Raw genomic sequence first — 21,611 nt, 5'->3', positions numbered from 1 at the left:
AGGAACGGCCCAACCTGAATACAACAAACGGTTAACAGCGCGTCGACGAATGGGGAATCAGCCAGGGAACGGCTGAGAAAACGACGTGGTTCACGGTACCGCCACGCGTCGTTCACCTTGCATCTCACCAACGGTAAAGACGAATGCCGGGCCGCCCCCTAACGTCACAGGGGTGGTCAAGCTCTCCGTCATCGTGCCGTTCTACAACGTGCAGCAATACGCGCCCGACACCCTGAAGAGCCTGCGTGCCAACGCGCGGCAGGATTTCGAATTCATTCTCGTCGACGACTGCTCGCGCGACGAGACACCGGACATCCTCGCGCGCGCCGAGCGCGAGCTCCCGGGTGCGGTGTATGTCAGACACGAGAAGAACGGAGGACTGGCCACCGCCCGCAACACCGGGATCGACGCAGCGCGTGGCGAGTACCTCACGTTCCTCGACGGGGACGACTGGATCGCCCCCGGTTACTACGAACAACTCGTCTCCTCCATCGAGGACCTGGGCTGTGACTTCGTCCGTACGGACCATGTCCAGTGCACCGCGCGGGCCCGCAGCGTCCACCGTGTTCCGCACGGCCGCCGCGGAGTCGTCATGGACCCCCGCGACGCCATCCTTCCCTCCGACCGCTCCACCTCCGTCGACTACGCCTACGCCTGGGCGGGCATCTACCACCGCCGGCTGGTCGACCGGGGCCTGCTCCACTTCACCGACGGGCTGCGCACGGCCGAGGACCGGCCGTGGATCTGGAAGCTGCACCGGGAGGCGGAATCCTTCGCCACGGTGGGCCTGCTCGGCGTGTTCTACCGGCGTGGCGTCGCCTCCTCCCTCACCCAGATCGGGGACGTGCGCCAACTCGATTTCATTCGTGCGTTCGACCAGGTCGTGGCGGAAACAGCCGAGGACCGGGACGCGGAAAAGCTCCTGCCCAAGGCCGTGCGCACCTATTGCGCGATTATTTCCCACCACCTGGGATCCATCGAAAGGTTCGAGCCGGCAGTGGCACGGAAACTGAAGTCCATGAGTGCCGTCGCGCTGCGCCGAATGCCCCAGGCCGTGCTCGACGAGGCCCTCGACTCGATGGACGTCCAGCGCGCCACCCGGCTGCGCCGGCTGCGCCGACGGCCCGCGCCCGCCACGGGGGTGGCCGCGTGACCACCCAGATCTTCATGGCGTCCACGCTGTACGGCACGGCCACGCTCGCCGCGGCCCTCGACACCGACAGCTTCGGGCCCGCCGACCGGCGCATCCTCCTCGTCTCCAACAACACGGCGACGCCGGAGACGACGTCCGCGGTGGACGAGATGCCCGGCTTCGAGCGGCTGCGCGGCCGCTTCGACGACGTCATCTCGTGGAACGAGACCATCTCTCCGTTCCACCCGGGCGGCTGGGCTCCGCGTCCGGACGACGTCCCCCTGTGGGAGCGGCATCTGCGGCTCGCCTGGAACCTCGGCGACGACGACGTCGAACTGGCCGTGGAGTCGATCCAGGTCAACCCGGCGCTCGGCGTCTCCCAGATCTTCATGGGCGCGCCGGTCACGGTGTACGCCGACGGCCTGATGAGCTACGGCCCCACCCGCAACAAGATCGACCCGCTGGTCGGCACGCGGGTGACCCGCCTCCTCCATCTGGACCTGGTCCCCGGTCTGAAGCCGCTGCTGCTCACCGAGTTCGACGTCGAACCGCAGATCGTGCCCACGGACGCGTTCGTGAAGGTGCTCGCCGAACTCGTCGACACCGGTGACGAACTGCCGTCGATCGACGAGCCGGCGCTGCTGCTCGGCCAGTACCTCTCCGCGCTGGAGATCCTCACCGCCGAGGAGGAGGAGCAGCTCCACGTACGGATGCTGAAGGGGGCCCTCGCGCTCGGCCACACCCGCGTGGTGTTCAAGCCGCACCCCTCGGCCCCGGCACGCTGGTCGCGGCTGCTGGAGAAGGAGGCCGAGAAGCTGGGCGCGGACCTCACCGTCCTCGACACCCCGGTGCTCGCCGAGGTGCTCTACCAGCGGATGCGTCCCGCGCTGGTCGTCGGCTGCTTCTCCACGGCGCTGCTCACGGCGTCCGCCCTGTACGGCCTGCCGGTCGCCCGCGTCGGGACCGGCCCGCTGCTGGACCGGCTCACCCCCTACGAGAACAGCAACCGCGTCCCGGTGACCATCGTCGACGCGCTGCTGCCCGACCTGGCGGACGGCGCGGCGGTCACCGGGCAGCGCCCCGACATGGGCGTGGAGGACCTGACGAGACTCCTCAGAGCCGTCGGCTTCGCGATGCAGCCGAAGATCTACCCGGACCTGCGTCCGGCGGCCGAGAGCTATCTGACGCACCAGCTCACCGAGGGCACCTGGCGCTACTTCAAGCGCAAGCGCCTGACCTCGCTGGCGCTGCCCGGCGCGGTCCCGGCCCAGCTCGCCTTCATCCCGCGCAACGCGACCGTGCGCCGGGTCGCCCGGAGGGCGCGCTCGCTGAGGCGGGCGGTGGGCCGCTAGAGCCGCTTCCCACGCGGGACACAGGGGCGGGGCCCGGTCGAACACGACCGGGCCCCGCCCCTTTTCCGGGCCTTCACGGACGAGGGCGATTTGCCATGATTCGGAAGAGTCCTCAACGCGGGGGCATCACAGAGATGAACTCCCGTGGGCGGGACGACGAACCGGCCTCGCCAGACCGTAAGTATCCCCGACTATCGGACTAACGTGCTGTGGGCCAGCTGAGTCCCATTGAGGGGAACCTTGTGATCGACACGCCCGAGGAGGCCCGCGGGACGTTGAACGGCACCGTGGTCCGTACCGTCCTGCCACCTGCCGAGACGACTGCCGCGCCCAGGCCCCCGGCGCCCCGGGAGAACCGGCTGCGCGCCCTCGACGGGCTCCGGCTCGTCGCGGCCCTGATGGTCGCGGGGTACCACTACGGCGGCCGGGACGGCGAGGTGGTTCAGGCCTGGGGCACTTCGCCCAGCCATCAGTTCCCCACGCTGCACCATCTGTTCGCCTACGGCTGCCTGGGCGTGCAGGTCTTCTTCGTGATCAGCGGGTTCGTCATCTGCATGAGCGGCTGGGGCAGGTCGCTGCGCTCCTTCTTCGCGTCCCGCGCCTCGCGGCTGCTGCCCGCGTACTGGGCCGCGATCATCATCGTGACGGCCGTGTTCGCCCTGCCCGTGGTCGCGTACAAGACGGTCTCCCCGAGCGACGCGCTGGTCAACCTCACCATGCTCCAGCAGCCGCTGGGCGTCGACCGGGTGCTCGGCGTGTGCTGGACCCTGTGGGCGGAGGTCCGCTTCTACGCCCTCTTCGCGCTGTGCATCGTGCTGCCGGGGGCGAACCGGCAGCGCGTGATCCTGTTCTGCGCCGGCTGGACCCTGGCCGCGGCCATCGCCCAGGGCGTGAACGAGCCGCTGCTCAACATGGTCCTGATGCCGGAGTACGCCCCGTACTTCATCGGCGGCGTCGGCCTCTACCTCGTCCACCGCGACCGGCGTGACGCGTACGCCTGGGGCATCGTCGGCGTGAGCTGGCTGATCGGCCAGCACGAGGCGGTCCAGGACCTGTGGCACGCCCCGAACCCGGCGTTCTTCTCCACCCGCTCGGCCTACGTCATCGTCCTCGTCGTCACCTTCGGCTACGTCGCCGTCGCGGCGATCGCGCTGGGCTGGCTGCGCTGGGCGAACTGGCGCTGGCTGACGGTCGCCGGCGCGCTGACGTACCCGTTCTACCTGGTCCACGAGCATCTCGGCTGGGTCGCCATCAAGGCCTACCACCAGACCCTGCACTTCCCGTCGTACGGAACCTTCCTGGCCACGGTCGCCACGATGCTGCTGCTCGCCTGGCTGCTCAACCGGTTCGTGGAGAACCGGCTCACCCCGAAGCTCCGCACGGCGCTGGCCAGGCCTCGCCCGTAGCCGGCCCTCCGGCGGCCGCCGACGCGCCCGTGACAGCCGAACGTCCGGCGCCCGTCCCCGGCCGAAAACCGCCCGCACCCCGAACGCAGCCGCCCCCGGTCACCCATGACCGGGGGCGGCCGTCATCTCCACGGTCTCGGAGCGGGGATCCGGTGGGCCTTCTTCCTCCGACGCTCCGCCGGGAGGAGGGACGACATGCGCCCGTACCGATCTCCGCTCAACCTGGACCTGTACGAGCCGCCGCCCGACCCGGACCCGACCCGGTCCCGTGCCGGTCCCGCTCAACCTGAAATTGGCCCGCAGTTCATTCGGGCCCGGGTTTGCCCAGGGCCCTTCGGGCAGATGCTGGACAGTTCACGACTGAACCACAGGCGCCTCACAGACCGGGGTCGCCTTTCCGCCCGTCAGCGCAAAGGAGCGATCTCTCCTCATGACTGCCGCACAGGAAACGAAACGACCACCCCGCCGACTCGACGACGTCCCCGGGTGGTTTCCCGTTCTCGATCAGATGCTGTTCACGTGGTTCCTGGAACGGCAGAAGGCCGCCGGCGTCCGGGGCGACCTCCTCGAAGTCGGCGTGTACATGGGCAAGAGCGCGATCCTGCTCGGGCACCACCGGCGGCCCGGAGAGGGGTACACCGTGTGCGACCTCTTCGAAGGCGACGCTCCCGACGGCGCCAACCGGGCGGAGTCGACGAAGTCGTACAGCACGCTCACCCAGCGGGCCTTCGAGGAGAACTACCTCTCCTTCCACGACGAGCTGCCCCGCGTCCTGCCGGGCCCCAGCTCGCGGGTGCCGGACGAAGTCGAGCCCCGCTCCTGCCGGTTCGTCCACATCGACGCCTCGCACCTGTACGAGCACGTGTACGGGGACATCGGCGCCGCCCACGACCTCCTGCGGCCCGACGGCATCGTCGTCCTGGACGACTTCCGCTCGGAGCACACACCGGGCGTCTCCATAGCCGCGTGGGAGGCCGTACTCAACCGGGGGCTGCGCCCCATATGCCTGAGCACCCAGAAGCTCTACGGGACCTGGGGGGACCCCGCGGCCGTCCAGGAGGAGCTGCTCGGCATGGTGCGCGGGCGGCAGGACTGCCACCTGAGCGTCCAGCAGGCGGCAGGGCACCCGATCGTCCGTCTCAAGAGCAAGAACATGGAGGCGCCGCCGTTCCCGTTCTCGCGGCACCACACCGGGGAGGCCGACGGCGACGGGACGAGCACCGGGAGGGAGCCGGCCTCCCATCGTCCGGTCACATGGCGCCGCCGCACCAAGCGGATCGCCGCCGACCTGCTGCCGCCGGTCCTCACCCGCGCGATCCGCGGCGCCCGCGCCTCCCGGTGAGCGGCGGCGCGGTTGCCCGGCGGGTCGCGGTGACGCCGGCTCAGCCGATTTCGTAGCGGGCCCCGATGCCCGCGACGATCAGGCCGAGCCCTTCCTCGAAGTGCCGCTCGTAGTCCTCGAAGATCTCCGCGCCCGCCGCGGCCGACAGGGGGAAGTCGGCCATGCGGCGGGCGCGTTCGTCCATGTCGTACCCCTCGCGGCGCTCGCCCGGCAGCGGCTGGACGCCCTGCTCCTCGGTGACGAAGCCGATCGTGTACGCGTACGCGGTGGAGGTCGCGCGCACCGCCTGCGACAGGGTGAATCCCGCCCGGGTGAAGAGCGTCAGCGTCCGCTCCATCTCGACGGCGTGCAGCGTGCCCGTGAAGCGTGAACCGCTGAAGACCTTGGCGCCGTCGCGGTAGCTCAGCAGGGCGGCGCGCAGCCCCCGGTTGGCGGCGAGCAGCCGCTCCCGCCAGCCGTCGTCCTCCGCCGCTCCGGGGGTGTCGACCATCCGCCGGTACATCTCCGTGGCCATCTCGTCGAGCAGTTCCTGCTTGTTCTTGAAGTGCCAGTAGAGCGCCGGCGCCTGGACGTTCAGCTCCTTGGCGATGGCCCGCAGGGTCAGGCCGTCGAGGCCCGTCTCGTTGAGCAGCCGCAGGGCGGTCTCGACGACCTGCTTCTTGTCCAGCCTGGGGGACCGCTGGGGTCTCTGGGTAACCACGCTTGACAGTTTAACGCCGTTAAGGGCATGCTCGTCGCATGGAACTTAACAACGTTAAGGAGATGGTCGTGAACGTGGACGTACTCGTCGTCGGCGCCGGCCCGACCGGTCTCGCCCTCGGCGCCGATCTCGCCCGCCACGGAGTGGACGCGCTCGTCGTCGAGCGGGCCGACGGACTGTTCCCCGGCTCCCGCGGCAAGGGGATCCAGCCCCGCACGATGGAGGTCTTCGACGACCTCGGCGTCCTCGACGCGATCCACGCGGCGGGCGGCGGCTACCCGGTCGGGATGATCTGGCAGGACGGCGAACGCGTGGGCGAGCACCAGATGTTCGACCCGGCCGAGCCGAGCGACGACTCGCCGTACAACGCGCCGTGGATGGTGCCGCAGTGGCGTACGCAGGAGATCCTCTTCGCGCGGCTTCAGGAGCTCGGGGGCCGGGTCGCCTTCGGCCGTGAGGTCGTCACGGCCGCCCAGGACGAGAACGGCGTGACCGTGGGGTTCGCCTCCGGAGCGCCGGTCCGCGCGCGGTACGTCGTCGCCGCCGACGGTGGCCGCTCAGCCGTACGGCGCGCGCTCGGGATCGCCATGGACGGAGAGGCCGTCGACCCGCACCCGATGCTCGTCGCGGACGTACGGATCACCGGGCTGGACCGCGACAACTGGCACGTCTTCCCGCCGCGTGAGGACACCGGCGGCTTCCTGGCGATCTGCCCGCTCGCCGGTACGGAGGACTTCCAGGTCGTGGCGCAGTTCCCGGAGGGCGCGGACGTCGACCTGTCCCTCGACGGCATCCGCAAGACCGTCGCCTCGCGGTCCCACCTCGCGCCCGAGGCCGTGACCGAGGTGCGCTGGGCCTCGGACTTCCGGCCGCGCACGGCGCTGGCGGAGCGTTTCCGCGCCGGGCGGGTCCTCCTCGCCGGGGACGCGGCGCACATCCACTCACCGGCCGGCGGACAGGGGCTCAACACCAGCGTCCAGGACGCCTACAACCTGGGCTGGAAGCTCGGCGCGGTCCTGCGCGGCGAGGCTCCCGCGTCCCTCCTCGACACCTACGAGGAGGAGCGGCTCCCCGTCGCCGCCGACATGCTCGGCCTGTCCACCCGGATCCACCGCGGCGAGGCCCGCCGCGGCGGTGCGACCCGGCAGCTCGGGCTCGGCTACCGCGACTCCTACCTCGCGGTGGAGACCCGTACGGGCCTGTCGGACGAGGCCCTTCGGGCGGGCGACCGCGCCCCCGACGGAACCGTGGACGGCGTACGCCTCTTCGACGTGTTCCGGGGACCGCACTGGACCCTGCTGACGGTCGGCACGGACGCGGGGACACCGGTGCTCCCCGGTGTCCGCACCGCGCGGATCGGGTCGTACGAGCCGTACGGGACCGGGGTCTTCCTCGTCCGCCCCGACGGGTACGTGGGCTGGGCGGGCACCGACGCGCGGGACCTGGAGGAGTACGCGGCCCGGGTGGGACTGAGCGCCGGCTGACCGGTCCCCGACCGGACAGGTCCTAGGCGCTGGCGAGCGTGAGCTTGACCGCGAAGCCGAGGAAGAGGGCGCCGGCGGCCGTCGTGGCACCCGCGGAGAGGCGCTTGCGCCGGCGGAAGGCGGCCGCGAGGCGCGTACCGCCGAATATCAGCGCGGTCAGGTAGAGGACGCTCGCGAGCTGGGCGAAGGCGCCGAGCACGACGAACGACAGGGCCGGGTAGGCATAGGCGGGGTCGACGAACTGGACGAAGAAGGCGACGAAGAACAGGATCGCCTTCGGGTTGAACAGGCTGATCACCAGCGCCCGCCGGAACGGCCGCTCCCCCGCCGCCGCCTCGGTCTCCGCGCTCTCGGCGACCGGCTCCCGCCGGGCCTGCCACATCGCCCGCGCGGCGCGCAGCATCCCGACCGCCAGCCAGGTCAGATATCCCGCACCGGCGTACTTCACGATGCTGAACAGCACCGCGTTCGTCTGGAGCAGCGACGCCACACCGGCGGCGGACAGTGTCATCAGCACGGTGTCCCCGCACCACACACCGGCGGCGGCGGTATACCCCGTACGGATGCCCTTGCGGGCGGCGACGGACAGCACGTACAGCGAGTTCGGCCCCGGCAGGAGGACGATCAGGACAAGACCCGCGAGATAGGTGGGGAGATCGATGACACCAAGCATGAGAGCGAGTGTCGCACGCGGTCACGACAGCGGGCAGGGGCGTCTCGCCGGTCAGTCACCGTAGAGGAACGTGTCCACGGAGGGGTCGGGAGCGACGCCGGCGGATTCGGGGACCGGAACGCTCCGGCCCCGCTCGGAACGCTCGGGCGCCGCTTCCGTCCCCGTTCATCCGCACGAAGGAAATACCCAGGTCAGAAGGCGTCCGACGGTACGTACGTGCCCCAGATCTCGCGCAGGGCGTTGCAGACCTCGCCGACCGTCGCGCGGGCGCGCAGGGCGTCCTTCATCGGGTACAGGACGTTGTCCGTGCCCTCGGCGGCCTTCTTCAGGGCGGCGAGGGCGGTGTCGACGGCCTCCTGGTCGCGCTCGGCGCGGAGCCGGGCGAGGCGTTCGGCCTGCTGTGCCTCGATGGCCGGGTCGACGCGCAGCGGTTCGTACGGCTCCTCCGCGTCGAGCTGGAAGCGGTTGACGCCGACCACCACGCGCTCGCCGGAGTCGGTCTCCTGGGCGACCCGGTAGGCGGAGCGCTCGATCTCGCCCTTCTGGAAGCCGTGCTCGATGGCCCCGACGGCGCCGCCCAGGTCCTCGACCCGCGTCATGAGATCGACGGCCGCCGCCTCGACGTCGTCGGTCATGCTCTCGATGACGTACGAGCCAGCGAAGGGATCGACCGTCGCCGTCACGTCCGTCTCGTAGGCCAGCACCTGCTGGGTGCGCAGGGCCAGTCGCGCGGACTTGTCGGTGGGCAGCGCGATGGCCTCGTCGAAGGAGTTGGTGTGCAGCGACTGGGTGCCGCCGAGGACCGCGGCGAGGCCCTGGACCGCGACCCGGACGAGGTTCACCTCGGGCTGCTGCGCGGTGAGCTGGACGCCCGCCGTCTGGGTGTGGAAGCGCAGCATCAGCGACTTGGGGTTCTTCGCGCCGAACTCGTCCCGCATCACCCGGGCCCAGATGCGCCTGGCGGCACGGAACTTGGCGACCTCCTCCAGGATCGTCGTACGGGCGACGAAGAAGAAGGAGAGGCGGGGGGCGAAGTCGTCGACGTCCATGCCGGCGGCGACGGCCGTACGGACGTACTCGATGCCGTCGGCGAGCGTGAACGCGATCTCCTGTGCGGGAGAGGCCCCCGCCTCGGCCATGTGGTAGCCCGAGATCGAGATCGTGTTCCACTTCGGGATCTCGGCCCCGCAGTACTTGAAGATGTCCGCGATCAGCCGCAGGGACGGCTTGGGCGGGAAGATGTACGTGCCGCGGGCGATGTACTCCTTGAGGACGTCGTTCTGGACCGTGCCCGTCAACCGGTCCGCGGGGACGCCCTGTTCCTCGCCGACGAGCTGGTACATGAGCAGCAGCAGCGCGGCGGGCGCGTTGATCGTCATCGAGGTGGAGACCTTGTCCAGCGGGATCCCGTCGAACAGGACACGCATGTCGTCGACCGAGTCGACGGCCACACCGACCTTGCCGACCTCGCCGTGCGCGAGCGGGGCGTCGGAGTCGTGGCCCATCTGGGTGGGCAGGTCGAAGGCGACCGACAGGCCCGCCGTGCCGTGGGCGATGAGCTGCCGGTAGCGGGCGTTGGACTCCACGGCCGTACCGAATCCCGCGTACTGGCGCATGGTCCACGGGCGGCCCGTGTACATCGACGGGTACACGCCGCGGGTGAAGGGGTACCCGCCGGGCGCGCCGAGTTTCTCGGCCGGGTCCCAGCCGTCCAGGGCCTCGGGGCCGTAGAGCGGTTCGATGGGCAGTCCGGACTCGGATTCGCGCGTCATTGCTGTGCCTCCCGTGGAGTGGCCCGATGACAGGAATACGACCTCGGCGACGGACTGTAGTGGCCGGGACGCACCTGGTGGAGGGACCCGCGCCGGGACGTCGCCCAGGTACTCGTCCGCGAGCTCGTTTCCCGCCGTCCTTCCGCCGTACGGCGGCTCGTTCCGTGGTTCTCTTCCAACATGCCGCCCAGTTCGCAACCGGTCACCCGCGGGGAGCATCTCAGGTGACACGACGGCGGGACGGGGGCCTGACGTGTACGACAGGACGGGTGGAACAGGGGTACGGATGCGTACGACCGGCTTGAAGAGATCGCTGGCCGCGCTCGCGGTGTTCGCCGTGGTGAGCGGCTGCACGGCGCACGCGGTGGACGCGGAGGGGAAGAAGCCGCCGGTGAGGGTCGACGGTTCGGCCGGCTCGCCTCCCGGTGCGAGGGGGAAGGACGACGGCAAGCCCGCCTCCCCCTCGAAGGGCGAGGACGGCACGTCCGGCTCCACGGGCGGGGGGAAGGACGGGGACCGGCCCGCCGCCGAGCCGGCCAAGGTCCTCTGGTCCCGGGGCGACCGGGGCGACGACGTCCGCGGGGCGCAGGCCCGGCTGCACCAGGTCGCCTGGCTGATCACCCCGCCGACGGGGACGTACGACGCCCGGACGGTCGCGGCCGTGAAGGGGTTCCAGGGCAAGCGGGGGCTGCCGCGCACCGGTGATCTGGACGCCGTGACCTGGCAGCGGCTGCGGAGGATGACGCACGAACCGGCCGCCTGGGAGCTGTATCCCTACGGCGGGCAGCCGGCCGCGAAGCCCGACCCGCGCTGCATGAAGGGCCGTGTGCTGTGCGTCAGCAAGACGAGCCGCACCCTGCGGTGGATGATCGACGGCAGGACGGTCTCGGAGATGGACGTCCGGTTCGGCTCGCAGTACACGCCCACCCGCGAAGGGGTGTTCAGCGTCTCCTTCAAGTCGCGCCACCACGTGTCGACGATCTACCACACGTCGATGCCGTACGCGATGTTCTTCAGCGGTGGCCAAGCGGTGCACTATTCCTCGGACTTCGCGGCCCGCGGCTACTACGGCGCCTCGCACGGCTGCGTCAACGTGCGGGACGAGGGCAAGGTGGCGGCGCTGTTCGCGCAGGTCCGCACGGGCGACAAGGTCGTCGTCTACTGGTGACGGGCCCCTGCGCGAGGGGAGAGGGAGTGGGGCGCGGGCGGGACCGGGGGAACGTGTCCCGCCCGCGCCAGTTGCACAGAGCCATGGGTACGGGGGGAACCCCGGCTCCGTGCTACGGCCGATGACCAGTCGGCTCATCACGTACTGCGTCGCGGCGGCCGAAAACGTCACACCCAGCCAATAAAATTTTCAACGAAACACGAAAGCGCAGGTCAGAGAGGTTCCGGGGCATGTCGGGGCGTGTCGAGCCGGAGAGCTGACAGCGTGACGGCATGCCGGGCCGGAGGGGGCCGGCAGCGTGACGGGGCGTCCGCCGCGGAGCTGACGGCGCGGCAGCGTGTCGGCGACAGGGCTGACGACACGCCAGCGGGTGCCGGCCGGGAAGTCCGTCGCCCGATCAGTGCCTGCGGGAACGGCCGTTCACGAAGACGTGCCGGCCGACGTGCCGGGCGTCGTCCTCGGCGTCGCGCTCGGCAGCGGGGGCCGCGTCGGAGCGGCCGGCAGGAGCGGGGTCAGTCCCGGACGCCGTACGGACGGGGCGCTGACACCGTTGTCCCGGGGATGGTTGCCGCCCGACCCTATGTGGTGGCCGTCGTCGTCACCGCCGCCCGAGTCCCCCTGATCGCCCTGGCCGGAGTCGTGCCCCGACCCCTGCTCGCCGCCGTCGTCCGAACCGTCGCCGCCGGCGCCTCCGCCCGATCCGCGGCCGAGGACGCCCGAGCAGTACAGCCTCACCCGGGCGCCGCCGCCCGCCACATGCTCCAGGACGCGTCTGCGGTCCGCGCCGAGGTCCTTGCCGTCGAGGATGTCACGGCAGTACGAACGCGTCCGGGACCACCATTCGCGGGTGCGGTCGGCGTTCCCGGTGTCGTCGGGACGTGGCAGACCACTCGCGTAGCCGGATCCCGCGGGCGAGGAGGCGGCCTCGGACGGCGTGCCCGACGGACCGTCAGGCACCGGCACCACGGCGCCGTTCCCGCCGGAGACCCCGGGTGACGGCGAGGGTGAGGGCGAGGCGAGCGGACGGTCCGGGGTCCGTACCGCCGTGACCGTCGCCGCCGGGCCCGGGTGTTCACGGGTGAACGGGGTCGGCAGGACTCCGGTTCCGGCCGCGACGGCGACCCCGCCGAGCATCCCGACGGCCAGCACCGCGGCGAGCCCGAACCGGGTGGGCCGTCCCCAGCGCGTCCGGCGTCCGTGCGCGGCGGGGCGTCCGATCCGTACGAGACCGGCGTCCGCGGCGTGCGCGCCGGAGCGCGCGCGGCGGTGGCCGAGCTGCGCGGCGGCGCCGTCGCCGTCCGCGCGCGCCTTGCGGAACGCGGCCAACGCGGCCGCCTCGCCCGGGAGTTCGTCGCTGGTCGGCTCGGGTCCGGCGGTGAGTGCGCCAAGGGCCGCGGCGAGGCGGTCCACCTGCTCACGCGTGCCGGGGTCGACGGCTTTCGGCGGCTCCCCGTTCAGCAGACGCTCCGCGGCGTCCCGGTCCAGCCACCTGTACTGCTCGTCGGCCATCACATGTCCTTCTGCGCCCGCGAACGCGTATGCGTCACACCGGCGGACGTCACCGCACGGGTGCGGGAACCTCGTTGCGGGGGAACGGCGTCGAGCGCGCCGACGGATTCCGGATCGGTGCCGAGCAGCTCCGCGAGCCGTTTCAGACCCCGGTGCGCGGCCGTCCGAACGGCTCCGGGGCGCTTGCCCAGGGTCTCGGCGGCCGACTTGGCGTCGAGGCCGACCACGACACGCAGGACGACGGCCTCCGCCTGGTCCTGCGGGAGCTGGGCGATGAGCGAGAGGGTGCTGCCGGTGGACAGCGCCTCCATGGCCTCGGTCGCGGTGTCGGAGTCGGCCGCCTTGCCGGTCAGCTCGGTCTCGTCGCCGCCTATCGCGGGCCGGCGTCCGCGCATCCGTATGTGGTCCAGCGCGCGGTTGCGGGCGATCCTCGCCGCCCAGCCGCGGAATCGGTCCGCGTCCCCGCTGAAGCGGTCCAGGTCACGGGCGATCTGGAGCCAGGCCTCGGACGTGACGTCCTCCGCGTCCGGCTCACCGACCAGCGTTCGAACGTATCCGAGCAGGCGTGGGTGCACAGCTCGGTACACAGTCCGGAACGCGGTCTCGTCCCCGTCCTGTGCGGCAAGTACCGCGGCGGTCAGCTCCGCGTCGTCCCCCAGCACCCCCGCGCCCCTCTTTGCGCCTCGACCGGTGCCGCTCTCGCGGACCGGGTTCTCGCCGTCGTGCGTTCCTCGATGGACGGTTGTGGTCTCAGGTCCGCGTGGTGGTGGTCTGCTGCCCCACGCGGTTCTGGTCCCAGGCCCCACGTGGTCGTGGTTCCCGAGCCCACACGGTCGTGGTCCCAGGTCCCTCGTGGTTGCGGTCGTCCTCTCCCCGCACCGGCGCGAAAGGCACGTTACGGCCTGAAACAGCTCCCCGTCCATGTTCGTACAACCTGCAACTACGCGGTGACCGTGCGAGGTGTGACACAAAACGCAGTCACGGCGCTGTAGAGAGTACGGGTCGCCGCGCGGCCCGTGCCGCGCGACGGTCGGGGCCTCTCCTGTGGGGGGTGGCGGCCCCGGCCGTTGCCATCGGCGGGAACGCCTGCCGCCACCCGGCGGACGCGCCCGTCGCCCTCGCGGCCGCCCCGCCCCGCCGAAGCCCTCGGCGCCCGGCCCGGTGGCCTTCCGGCCCCGCCCGCCCCGCCTGTCTCGGCCGCTCCGCGCCTACCGCCCGCTCCTGGTCTTCGCCGGCTTCGGTGTCGCGGCCGGGCTCCGCGGAGCCGACGTCCCGTCCGGCTTCCCGGACTTGCCGGACTTCCCCGCGTCCTCGGCGTTCTCCGCGCTCCCCGTCCCCCGCGCGCCCTTCGTCCCGGCGCGCGCGGCCAGTTGTTCGGCGCAGAACGCCTCGACCCTGTCCTCACCGCCGGCGGCCGCGACAAGCCGCTGCCAGGCCCGAGCGCCCAGGGCGTCGCCCCTGCCCTTCACCGACGCGTACGCACGGCAGTGGGCCTCCGTGTCCCGGTCCCGCGGCGGACGGCTCACGGAGCCGCCGGGGGCGAAGGCACCGGGAGCACCGGGACCGACCGGCGCCGCGGCCTCCGGGAACCGGTCGGGGACGCCGGCCGAGGGACGGGCCACGGCCCGGTCCCGCTGCCCGGCGTCGTCGTGGGACATCGGTCCGATGGCCGCGACGGCGACGCCGCCCAGCGTCAGACCGGCCAGCAGTACGGCGAACACGGCTCGCAGCGAACGGCTCGGCCGCCCCTGCTCCTTGGGGCGCCAGTCGTCCCGCCGCCGGGTGCGCACGGCGTGCGCGCCGGCGTCCCGCGCGGCGCGGAAGGCGGCCACGGCCCGCGTCCGCGCCTCCCTGTCGTCCGCCCGGCCGCGCACCGCCGCGGCGAGGAGCCCCTCCAGTGGGCTCGCTCCGCCGCCGGGGTCCGCCGGAGGAGCGACGCGAGGTCCGAAGGCCGCGCCGTCGCCGACGTGCCGTTCACCCATGCCCGGTTGCGCGTCCGGTTCCCTGTGCGGTTCCACGTCCGGTTCCCTCTCCAACTGCCGCTGCGCCCTGCAACCCCTCGCCGTACCAGGACTCCGCTCCGCGCTCCACGCCGTACGGCACCCGTGCTCCGCACGACGTCCCGCGCCCGCGGGACGACACCCCGTCCGGCGCCCCGGCCGCGGACCGCGGCCCGGCGCCGTACGGCAGCCGTCCTCCGCGCGACGCCCGTCCGCCGTGCACCATCCGTACACCGGTCGACTTCCTTCCGCCGTACGACGACTCGGTTCCGGACGACGGCGCGGTGCCGGCCGTTCCGGACGTACTGCTCATCCCGACTCCCCCAGCGTCCGGGACTCCCCATCCGTCACACCCGCGACGCCGAGCTGGCGCGCGAGCCGCTTCAGACCCCGGTGGGCGGAGGTGCGCACCGCGCCGGGCCGCTTGCCGAGCACCCGCGCCGCGGCCGGCCCGTCGAGGCCGACGACCACCCTCAGGAGCACGGCCTCGGCCTGGTCGCGCGGCAGCCCCGCGAGCAGTTCGAGGGCGTACTCGGTGGACAGGCTCTCCAGCGCCTCGTCCTGCGTGCTGTGCCTGCCCGGCAGGTCCAGCGCGTCCTGCTCCAGGGCGGTTCCCCGTGGCCGTACCCGCAGCCGCCGCAGATGGTCCAGCGCCCGGTGCCGGGCGATGGTCGCGGTCCAGCCGCGGAACCCCGCGCCGTCTCCCCGGAAACGTCCCAGGTCCCGGGCTATCTCCAGCCAGGCGTCGGACGCCACGTCCTCGGCGTCGTCGCCGACGATGCCGCGCAGGTAGCCCAGCAGTCCGGGCTGCACGATCCGGTACGCGGCCGCGAAAGCGACCTCGTCCCCCTCCTGCGCCCGTGCCACGGCCACGCCCAGTTCCGCGTCGTAAGGCCGCGCGCGGCGGGGTTCCCCTCCCTGGCCCAACACTGTCCTCGTTCGCACCGAGTTCGCCCGAATGTGCCTGCCGGCGCGGCCGTCCGCGCCGACACCCTCATGGTCATCAGCGTCGGGCCCCACGGAAATGTCACAGCCCGTCAGGCGTTCCGCCCGGACCGGCCGGGCACCGGCGGCCGGACACCGCGGGCCCTCGCCGCCCGGCCGACGGGACCCCGGGCACCCCTCAGCGGGTGGCCTCGCGGCACAGCAGGCGCAGGGAGCCGTCGCCCGCGTAGCAGCGGCGGGCCTCCTCGATCGGGTCCCACAGTCGTCCGTCGGGCGTACGGAGCCAGTGCTCGCCGCCGGTCTCCCACCACTCGGCGCCGCCGTGACGGGCGACCACCTCACCGGCGTACGCCCCGAATCCGCGCAGCACGCTCTCGACGGCGGCGTACGGGGCGCCGTCCCGGCGTATCTCGTCGATCACGCGGTCCACGCGCCACAGGCTCTGTGCCGAGTAGTCGAGGCGCAGCCGGGCGCCCTCGCGCATGACCGCGACCGTGTCGGCCGCCCAGCGAACGGGCTTCGTCGCAGCCGAGGGCCGCGTTGCTTGAGTTGCGTTCACACCCGATAGAGCGCGACGGCGGCCGGATTCGTCACGCGTTCGGGCCGGGGTTCGCGACACCGGCCCAGGACCGCCATCTCCACCCCGGAACGATCACACAAACCCCTCAGGAACAAGGTTTGGGGTGCGCCGGAGCCATACCGCCTCCGGCGCACCCTCGCGCGTTCGTCCCGGGACTAAGCCCGTCCGCGTGCCCTGCGCGAGACCACCGCGCGCAGGACGCGTCGCCCCTCCGTCGACGCGTCCAGCGCGAACCTCAGTCCGCCCTTGCCGTGCTCGGCGAGCAGTTCCAGGACGGAGACCTGGCGGCGCAGTTCGGCGGCGACGAGCGGGGACATTCCCTCGGTGCGCCCCTCACGGCGTGCCGTCACGCACGCCTCGGCGTCGTCGGCGTGGTCGAGGAACCGGTGCACCTGGAGCGCCGCGACCGAGCAGGCGTCGGACCAGGCCCGCAGCTCGTCCTCGGAGGGCTTCGCGGGGACCGCTTCGAGCATCCCGCGGGCGAGTTCGGCGGCGTGGTCCTCGTCGGTCACGGCCGGCTCGGGGTCCTCCGTGTCCAGCTTGGCGCGCGCCTCCTCCAGGCGCGTTCCCCACTCGGCCCAGGTGTCCGCCTCCGCCAGGCTGGCCCACAGGGGCCGCAGGACGTCGTCGTCACCGCCGAGCAGCGGTACACACCGATCCAAACAAGCCAGACCACTGGCTGCCAGACCTCGCTCGTCGGCCCGAGCGATCAGTTCCACCAGACTCATCACGACTCCCTCGAAATGCCTCGACAGGGCGCCCTTGCCTTACGGAGCCCGCACTTCCCCTTACTGCGTGCAACGGACCAGGAGTGTCACAGTGCGAGCCCACCTTGCCGGTCGAGGAGCCGAATGAACAGGTTTTCGGCCAAACACTCGCACCGGAACCGGCATACATTCTGCGCGCGTCAGCCCTCGACCGCGACCGGGTCGGCCTGCGCCTTACGGTCCTGCATCCAGGTCAGCTTGAGCACGACGACGATGGCGAGGGCGGCGGCCACGATGTCGACGCCGTCGGCGATCGCGGCCCGGACGGCGGCGTTCTGTATCTCCTCGGCGGTTTCGGCCCCGCCGACCGCGACGGAGGAGAGCCGGGCGGTCAGCAGCCTGAGCCCCCAGAACGTCCACCAGGCGTTGAGGAGCGCGTGCCGGTTCCGGGCACCCGCGGGGCGGCTCGCGTCCCAGATCTCTCCCATGATCCGGCGAGGGAACCACAGCTGCACCAAGGGAACGAACCAGCACCAGCTCGCCCAGGCACGGGACATGGTGTGCCCGTAGGGGCTGAAGACCTCGGCGTTCACGCGGACCCGCCGGAACCAGACCAGGTACACGACGACGGCCGCGACGAGGGCGATCCCGTACGCACGCACGGCGAGGGTGTCGAGCGAGGCCGCGTGATCGATGCGCTGCCGGACGACGACGTCGGACACACCGCCGACGAGGACGCGCGTCGCCTCGTACACCGCGCGGTCCGCCCAGAGGCCGCCGAGGTCGGCCGCGATCACCAGGCCGAGCAGCGCCGCGGTGGCCCTTCCGAGGGCGACCGGCGAGCGCAGCGAGGCGGGGCCGTGCGGCGACGGGAGCGGGGGCAGCGGGGGCAGGGGACGCCGCGAGGGCGTGGGAGGCCCCGAGGTCGCGGCTCGTGCCCGGGGCCGCGCGGAGACGGGCCCCTCCGGCGCGGGCTGCGGCGTTGACGGCATGGTCATGAGATCCCCCCGGATGCACGGCGCCGCGGCGGCGGCACGGAAAGCCGGGCGCGCCCCTCCCCGGGGTCACGCCCGGCATGCGAACAGGCACGCGAACAGAAGTACGGAAGATACGGATCCGCACGTCACCGCGTCCAGACCCGTTCCGACCGCGCCGGTCGCCGGTGACCCGCTCAGCCCAGCTGGTCCGCCAGTGTCCTGAACCGGGTCCAGGAGAGGGACGGGGTACGGGGGTCCCACAGTTTCTGGGTCAGGGCGCGGAGCGGCATGCGGATGCCCGCCGCGACCTGGTCCTGGGTCTGGGAGTTCGCGAGGTCGCACCAGACGGCGAAGGAGCCGCCGAGGATCTGGGGGTCGTACTTCGCGGGGACCGGGGTGGTTCCGCGCAGGACGAGGGGGGTCCACTGCTCGTAGATGCGCTGCCCGGTCGGGTAGACGAAGGTCTGGGGTTCGCCGAGGACGTAGTACAGGTACTCGTCGTTGTAGTTGACGACCTTGCGGCCCGTGCTCAGGTACTCCACCGGCTGCCGGGCCCCGATCTCCTTGCCGGTCCAGTACGCCACCCGGAGGCTGCCGTCGGCCTGGACGGTGCCCCCGCGGAAGAAGCCGTCGTTCCAGGCCCGCGCCGTCCGGCCGTGCCCCTGGACCACCTTGGCGCGGTCGTTCAGCCAGCCGGTCGTGAGGTCGGTGACGCCCGCGCCCGCCCCGTACCTGTTCCTGGCCGCGGTGACCAGCTGCGGGAAGGACGCCGCCGGGTTCGCCACCGTCAGGGCCTGGTACTCGTCGCCGCCGAGGTGCCAGTCGGTGCCGGGGAACAGACCCGCGTACTCGTCGAGCAGGTCGTCGACGATCTCCGCCGCGGCGGGCTCGGAGATGTCGACGGCGCCGCGAACGGGAACGCCCGAGACGTTGCGGAGCTGGAGGTCGGGGTGCGCCGCGATGACCGCGCCGAGGTGGCCCGGCGAGTCGATCTCGGGCACGACGGTGATGTGCCTGCTCTTCGCGAGGGCGACGATCCGGCGCACCTCCGCCTTCGTCAGATGCTGCCGCGACACGATCTCGGGGTGCGTGTCGGACTGGATGCGGAAGCCCTGGTCGTCGGAGAAGTGCAGGCCGAGCTGGTTGTACTTCAGGTCCCCGAGCTCGCGCACCCGGTCCTCGATCCAGGCCGCCGTGAAGTGCTTGCGCGCGATGTCGAGCATGAACCCGCGGACCGGCTTCGCGGGCCGGTCGCGTACGACGCCCTCCGGCGCCGTACCGCCGCCGTGCACCTCCTGCTTGAGGGTGCGCGTGCCGTAGAAGACCCCGGCCTCGGCGGGCCCGGTGACGGTGACCCGGCCGTTCTCGACGGTGAGGGTGTACGACTCCGGGCCCGCGTTCCCCTTGTCGAGGCCGAGCCGCACGTCGCCGGCCCTGGCGGCGGTCCGCCCCGCGTACGTCAGCTTGAGCTCGCCGGCGAGCAGTTTGCCCTCGTCGGCGAGGTTCTCGTCGTTCACGACCACCCGGGCACCGGAGGCCGGGCGCCAGCCGGGACCGCGGGCCGCGGTGTGCTCACGTACGGCGGGGATGGTACGAGGCGCCGTGGAGAGGGGGTAGCTCCGGGTCGGCGAGGGGCTGGCGGCGGACACGGCCCCCGACCGGTCACCGGACGGCACCTTCGCTCCGGCCGGCCCCCCGCCCCCGTCGGGCCAGACCGCCACGGCCACCGCGACGACACCGGCGACCGCCAGACCGCTCGCGACGAGTTTGGCCCGCCCGTCCCGTCCTGCCCGCCGCCGCGGCGCGCGCCGCCTGCCACCACTCACTCCGCCACCCTCGTCTCACCGCGCCCGCTTCGCGGCGCTCGCGTCACAGCGCCCGCTTCGCGGCGCCCACTCCACGGCCCGTCACCGGGCCGTATCCCCTTCAGGTGTACTCCCCCCGCGAGGTGTCCACCTCTTCCGCCCCTTCGGAACACCTCACCGGACCGGCTCCCCGCTCCCCGCTCCCCGCTCCCGCCGCAAACTCTGCCCCGACCGTCACCGCAACCGTCCACCGCACGCTCCGAAACTCTCCCGTGCGGGTGAAATCCGGGCATCCGTCGGACAGGTCTGGACACACCTCGATAGCGTGAGCAGCACAGCTTTCACTTACGCCCCTGCCGAAACACACGTATCGCACGCACGTCACGCTCACCGGACGTCGCGCGTCCCACCCCCACGCCGAGGACCCACGCTGACGTCGCACCGTCTCCCACGCCTCCCCGGCCAGGTCGCCCTCCCCGAGCAGAAGAGCGCGGTTCCGTCCCCGGTCCGCCTCGACGGGTTCAACTCCGCACCCGCCGGAGAGGTCACCCGCGCCCTGCTCACCTGCTGCCGCAGCCTGCGCTGGGTCCACCGTCTGGCCGACCACCGCCCGTACCCGGACCTCGGCGCGCTGCTGGCCGCGGCCGACGAGGCGGCGTACGACCTGACCCCCGCCGACCTGGCGGAAGCCCTGGCCGGCGAATCGCTCACACCGCTGCCGGAGGGCGCGTACTCCGCCGCCCACACCGCGCTGAGCGCCGCGCACGCCGCGTACGAGAGCAGATTCGGGCATGTGTTCGTCATCTGTCTGGACGAATTCACTCCGGGGGAGGCTCTCGACCAGGTGCTCGTCGGAATCCGGTCACGCCTGGCGAACGACCCGGAGGAGGAGCGGGTCATCACCGCCGACGAGCTGCGCAGACTGGCCCGCGGCCGGCTGACCCGACTCGTCCGTCAGTTCGCCCACCGACGCGAATCGCCGATGTCCGGCGCCCGGAATAGCCCGAACGTGCCTGATTGATTGCCAGTTTGATCACATTGATAGGCCCGCTGCAAGCGTTCCGACAACACGTCGCTACGATGGCCGGGGCCGGTGGACCGTACCCGGCCGGGCCCGACCGACAGAGAAGCCGGCGCGGCCCCAATCCCCGCTCCCGGAGGGTTCTTCCGTGCCGGCTGGAACGCTGTACCGCGGCCGGGAAGGAATGTGGTCCTGGGTGGCTCATCGAGTCACCGGCGTCCTCATCTTCTTCTTCCTGTTCGTACACGTGCTGGACACCGCTCTCGTCCGTGTCTCCCCCGAGGCCTACGACAAGGTCGTAGCCACGTACAAGACGCCGATCGTCGCGCTGCTGGAGTACGGCCTCGTGGCCGCCATCCTCTTCCACGCGCTCAACGGCCTGCGTGTCATCGCCGTCGACTTCTGGTCCAAGGGCCCGCGCTATCAGAAGCAGATGCTCTGGTCCGTCGTCGGTATCTGGGTCGTGCTGATGTTCGGGGCGCTCTACCCCGTCCTCGGTCACGCATTCCGCGAAGTATTCGGGAGCTGACGCAGATGTCCACTACTGACACCGCCGCTTCCGGCATCGGCCCCGTGGAGGGCGCCGGAGACTACTCGGCCTACAGCGTCGACAACCCGGCCCCGTTCATCGAGGCGCCGCGCAAGCGCACCAAGAAGACCCCGAAGTCGACCCGCGGCAACTTCGAGATGTACGGCTGGCTCTTCATGCGCCTGTCCGGCATCGTCCTGGTCGTCCTGGTCCTCGGCCACCTGCTGATCCAGCTCGTCCTCGACGGCGGCGTCTCCAAGATCGGCTTCGCCTTCGTGGCCGGCCGCTGGGCGAGCCCGTGGTGGCAGACCTGGGACCTCGCGATGCTGTGGCTGGCCATGCTGCACGGCTCCAACGGCCTGCGTACCGTCATCAACGACTACGCGGAGCGCGCCAACACGCGCCTGTGGCTGAAGGGCCTGCTGTACACCGCCACGGTGTTCACGATCCTGCTGGGCACGCTGGTGATCTTCACCTTCGACCCGAACATCCGCTAGGCACGGGGCTGA

General features: G+C 71.8%; 20 protein-coding genes. 9 read left to right on the top strand and 11 right to left on the bottom strand.

Annotated elements, in window-relative coordinates; all coding sequences use genetic code 11:
* Window positions 1-172 precede the first annotated feature (172 nt).
* The 4 genes from ACFYW9_RS25955 to ACFYW9_RS25940 all read left to right on the top strand — a co-directional run bounded on the left by ACFYW9_RS25955 (window position 173) and on the right by ACFYW9_RS25940 (window position 5,232).
* The gene (locus tag ACFYW9_RS25955) at window positions 173-1,153 is read left to right on the top strand and encodes a glycosyltransferase family 2 protein (protein WP_351868541.1); all 981 of its coding nucleotides are present in this window, start codon (window positions 173-175) and stop codon (window positions 1,151-1,153) included.
* Complete coding sequence (locus ACFYW9_RS25950; protein WP_389154834.1) at window positions 1,150-2,484, top strand: alpha-2,8-polysialyltransferase family protein; 1,335 nt, start codon at window positions 1,150-1,152, stop codon at window positions 2,482-2,484. Before ACFYW9_RS25955 ends, ACFYW9_RS25950 begins: the two co-directional genes overlap by 4 nt.
* A gap of 242 nt (window positions 2,485-2,726) precedes the next feature.
* Complete coding sequence (locus ACFYW9_RS25945; RefSeq protein ID WP_389154831.1) at window positions 2,727-3,890, top strand: acyltransferase family protein; 1,164 nt, start codon at window positions 2,727-2,729, stop codon at window positions 3,888-3,890.
* Between the two features lie 430 nt (window positions 3,891-4,320).
* A complete protein-coding gene (locus ACFYW9_RS25940) occupies window positions 4,321-5,232 on the top strand; it encodes a class I SAM-dependent methyltransferase (RefSeq protein WP_389154828.1) in 912 nt (303 codons plus the stop codon).
* 40 nt (window positions 5,233-5,272) lie between these two features.
* On the opposite strand, the gene ACFYW9_RS25935 is transcribed toward ACFYW9_RS25940, so the two are convergent.
* Window positions 5,273-5,932, bottom strand: coding sequence for a TetR/AcrR family transcriptional regulator C-terminal domain-containing protein (locus ACFYW9_RS25935; RefSeq protein ID WP_351868531.1), 660 nt, complete (start codon window positions 5,930-5,932; stop codon window positions 5,273-5,275).
* A gap of 62 nt (window positions 5,933-5,994) precedes the next feature.
* Here ACFYW9_RS25935 and ACFYW9_RS25930 point away from each other — a divergent pair, with 62 nt between their 5' ends.
* Window positions 5,995-7,416 carry an FAD-dependent oxidoreductase gene (locus ACFYW9_RS25930; RefSeq protein ID WP_389154935.1) on the top strand — a complete coding sequence of 474 codons (1,422 nt, stop codon included), beginning with the start codon at window positions 5,995-5,997 and terminating at the stop codon, window positions 7,414-7,416.
* A gap of 22 nt (window positions 7,417-7,438) precedes the next feature.
* Here the strand turns inward: ACFYW9_RS25930 and leuE are convergent, their stop codons facing one another.
* Together leuE and ACFYW9_RS25920 are read right to left on the bottom strand one after the other, a co-directional pair.
* Entirely contained in the window at window positions 7,439-8,089 is a 651-nt protein-coding gene (gene leuE, locus ACFYW9_RS25925; protein ID WP_351868525.1) for a leucine efflux protein LeuE, read from the bottom strand.
* A gap of 191 nt (window positions 8,090-8,280) precedes the next feature.
* Complete coding sequence (locus ACFYW9_RS25920) at window positions 8,281-9,861, bottom strand: methylmalonyl-CoA mutase (protein WP_389154823.1); 1,581 nt, start codon at window positions 9,859-9,861, stop codon at window positions 8,281-8,283.
* 286 nt (window positions 9,862-10,147) lie between these two features.
* On the opposite strand from ACFYW9_RS25920, the gene ACFYW9_RS25915 reads away from it, so the two are divergent.
* Window positions 10,148-11,029 (top strand): L,D-transpeptidase family protein, encoded by an 882-nt coding sequence (locus tag ACFYW9_RS25915; protein ID WP_389154821.1) that lies wholly within the window; start codon window positions 10,148-10,150, stop codon window positions 11,027-11,029.
* A 420-nt stretch (window positions 11,030-11,449) separates the two neighbouring features.
* On the opposite strand, the gene ACFYW9_RS25910 is transcribed toward ACFYW9_RS25915, so the two are convergent.
* The 8 genes from ACFYW9_RS25910 to ACFYW9_RS25875 all read right to left on the bottom strand — a co-directional run bounded on the left by ACFYW9_RS25910 (window position 11,450) and on the right by ACFYW9_RS25875 (window position 19,573).
* A complete protein-coding gene (locus ACFYW9_RS25910) occupies window positions 11,450-12,538 on the bottom strand; it encodes a hypothetical protein (protein ID WP_389154817.1) in 1,089 nt (362 codons plus the stop codon).
* Window positions 12,538-13,200 (bottom strand): RNA polymerase sigma factor, encoded by a 663-nt coding sequence (locus tag ACFYW9_RS25905; RefSeq protein WP_326785903.1) that lies wholly within the window; start codon window positions 13,198-13,200, stop codon window positions 12,538-12,540. The genes ACFYW9_RS25910 and ACFYW9_RS25905 overlap by 1 nt, the downstream gene beginning before the upstream one ends.
* A gap of 546 nt (window positions 13,201-13,746) precedes the next feature.
* Window positions 13,747-14,556 (bottom strand): hypothetical protein, encoded by an 810-nt coding sequence (locus tag ACFYW9_RS25900; RefSeq protein WP_389154814.1) that lies wholly within the window; start codon window positions 14,554-14,556, stop codon window positions 13,747-13,749.
* Between the two features lie 291 nt (window positions 14,557-14,847).
* Window positions 14,848-15,465 (bottom strand): RNA polymerase sigma factor, encoded by a 618-nt coding sequence (locus ACFYW9_RS25895; RefSeq protein ID WP_351868510.1) that lies wholly within the window; start codon window positions 15,463-15,465, stop codon window positions 14,848-14,850.
* A 196-nt stretch (window positions 15,466-15,661) separates the two neighbouring features.
* Entirely contained in the window at window positions 15,662-16,042 is a 381-nt protein-coding gene (locus ACFYW9_RS25890; RefSeq protein WP_328448988.1) for a hypothetical protein, read from the bottom strand.
* 176 nt (window positions 16,043-16,218) lie between these two features.
* Entirely contained in the window at window positions 16,219-16,791 is a 573-nt protein-coding gene (locus ACFYW9_RS25885) for a hypothetical protein (RefSeq protein ID WP_328448990.1), read from the bottom strand.
* A gap of 179 nt (window positions 16,792-16,970) precedes the next feature.
* On the bottom strand, window positions 16,971-17,768 hold the full coding sequence (locus ACFYW9_RS25880; protein WP_389154809.1) for a DUF4328 domain-containing protein: 798 nt from the start codon (window positions 17,766-17,768) through the stop codon (window positions 16,971-16,973).
* 173 nt (window positions 17,769-17,941) lie between these two features.
* Window positions 17,942-19,573: a glycoside hydrolase family 20 protein gene (locus tag ACFYW9_RS25875; protein ID WP_389154806.1), complete on the bottom strand. Its 1,632-nt coding sequence runs from the start codon at window positions 19,571-19,573 to the stop codon at window positions 17,942-17,944.
* 409 nt (window positions 19,574-19,982) lie between these two features.
* Here ACFYW9_RS25875 and ACFYW9_RS25870 point away from each other — a divergent pair, with 409 nt between their 5' ends.
* From ACFYW9_RS25870 to ACFYW9_RS25860, 3 genes are all read left to right on the top strand, one after another.
* On the top strand, window positions 19,983-20,573 hold the full coding sequence (locus ACFYW9_RS25870) for a 2-oxo-4-hydroxy-4-carboxy-5-ureidoimidazoline decarboxylase (protein ID WP_389154932.1): 591 nt from the start codon (window positions 19,983-19,985) through the stop codon (window positions 20,571-20,573).
* 148 nt (window positions 20,574-20,721) lie between these two features.
* The gene (gene sdhC / locus ACFYW9_RS25865; RefSeq protein WP_103550164.1) at window positions 20,722-21,102 is read left to right on the top strand and encodes a succinate dehydrogenase, cytochrome b556 subunit; all 381 of its coding nucleotides are present in this window, start codon (window positions 20,722-20,724) and stop codon (window positions 21,100-21,102) included.
* Window positions 21,103-21,107: 5 nt separating this feature from the next.
* Window positions 21,108-21,599: a succinate dehydrogenase hydrophobic membrane anchor subunit gene (locus tag ACFYW9_RS25860; protein WP_329301336.1), complete on the top strand. Its 492-nt coding sequence runs from the start codon at window positions 21,108-21,110 to the stop codon at window positions 21,597-21,599.
* Window positions 21,600-21,611: the final 12 nt, after the last annotated feature.

The organism is Streptomyces sp. NPDC002698, from assembly GCF_042888945.1.
In the GTDB taxonomy this organism is placed as follows: domain Bacteria; phylum Actinomycetota; class Actinomycetes; order Streptomycetales; family Streptomycetaceae; genus Streptomyces.
Note: the sequence above shows the minus strand (reverse complement) of the source record. Positions and strands in the feature narration are given on the sequence as shown.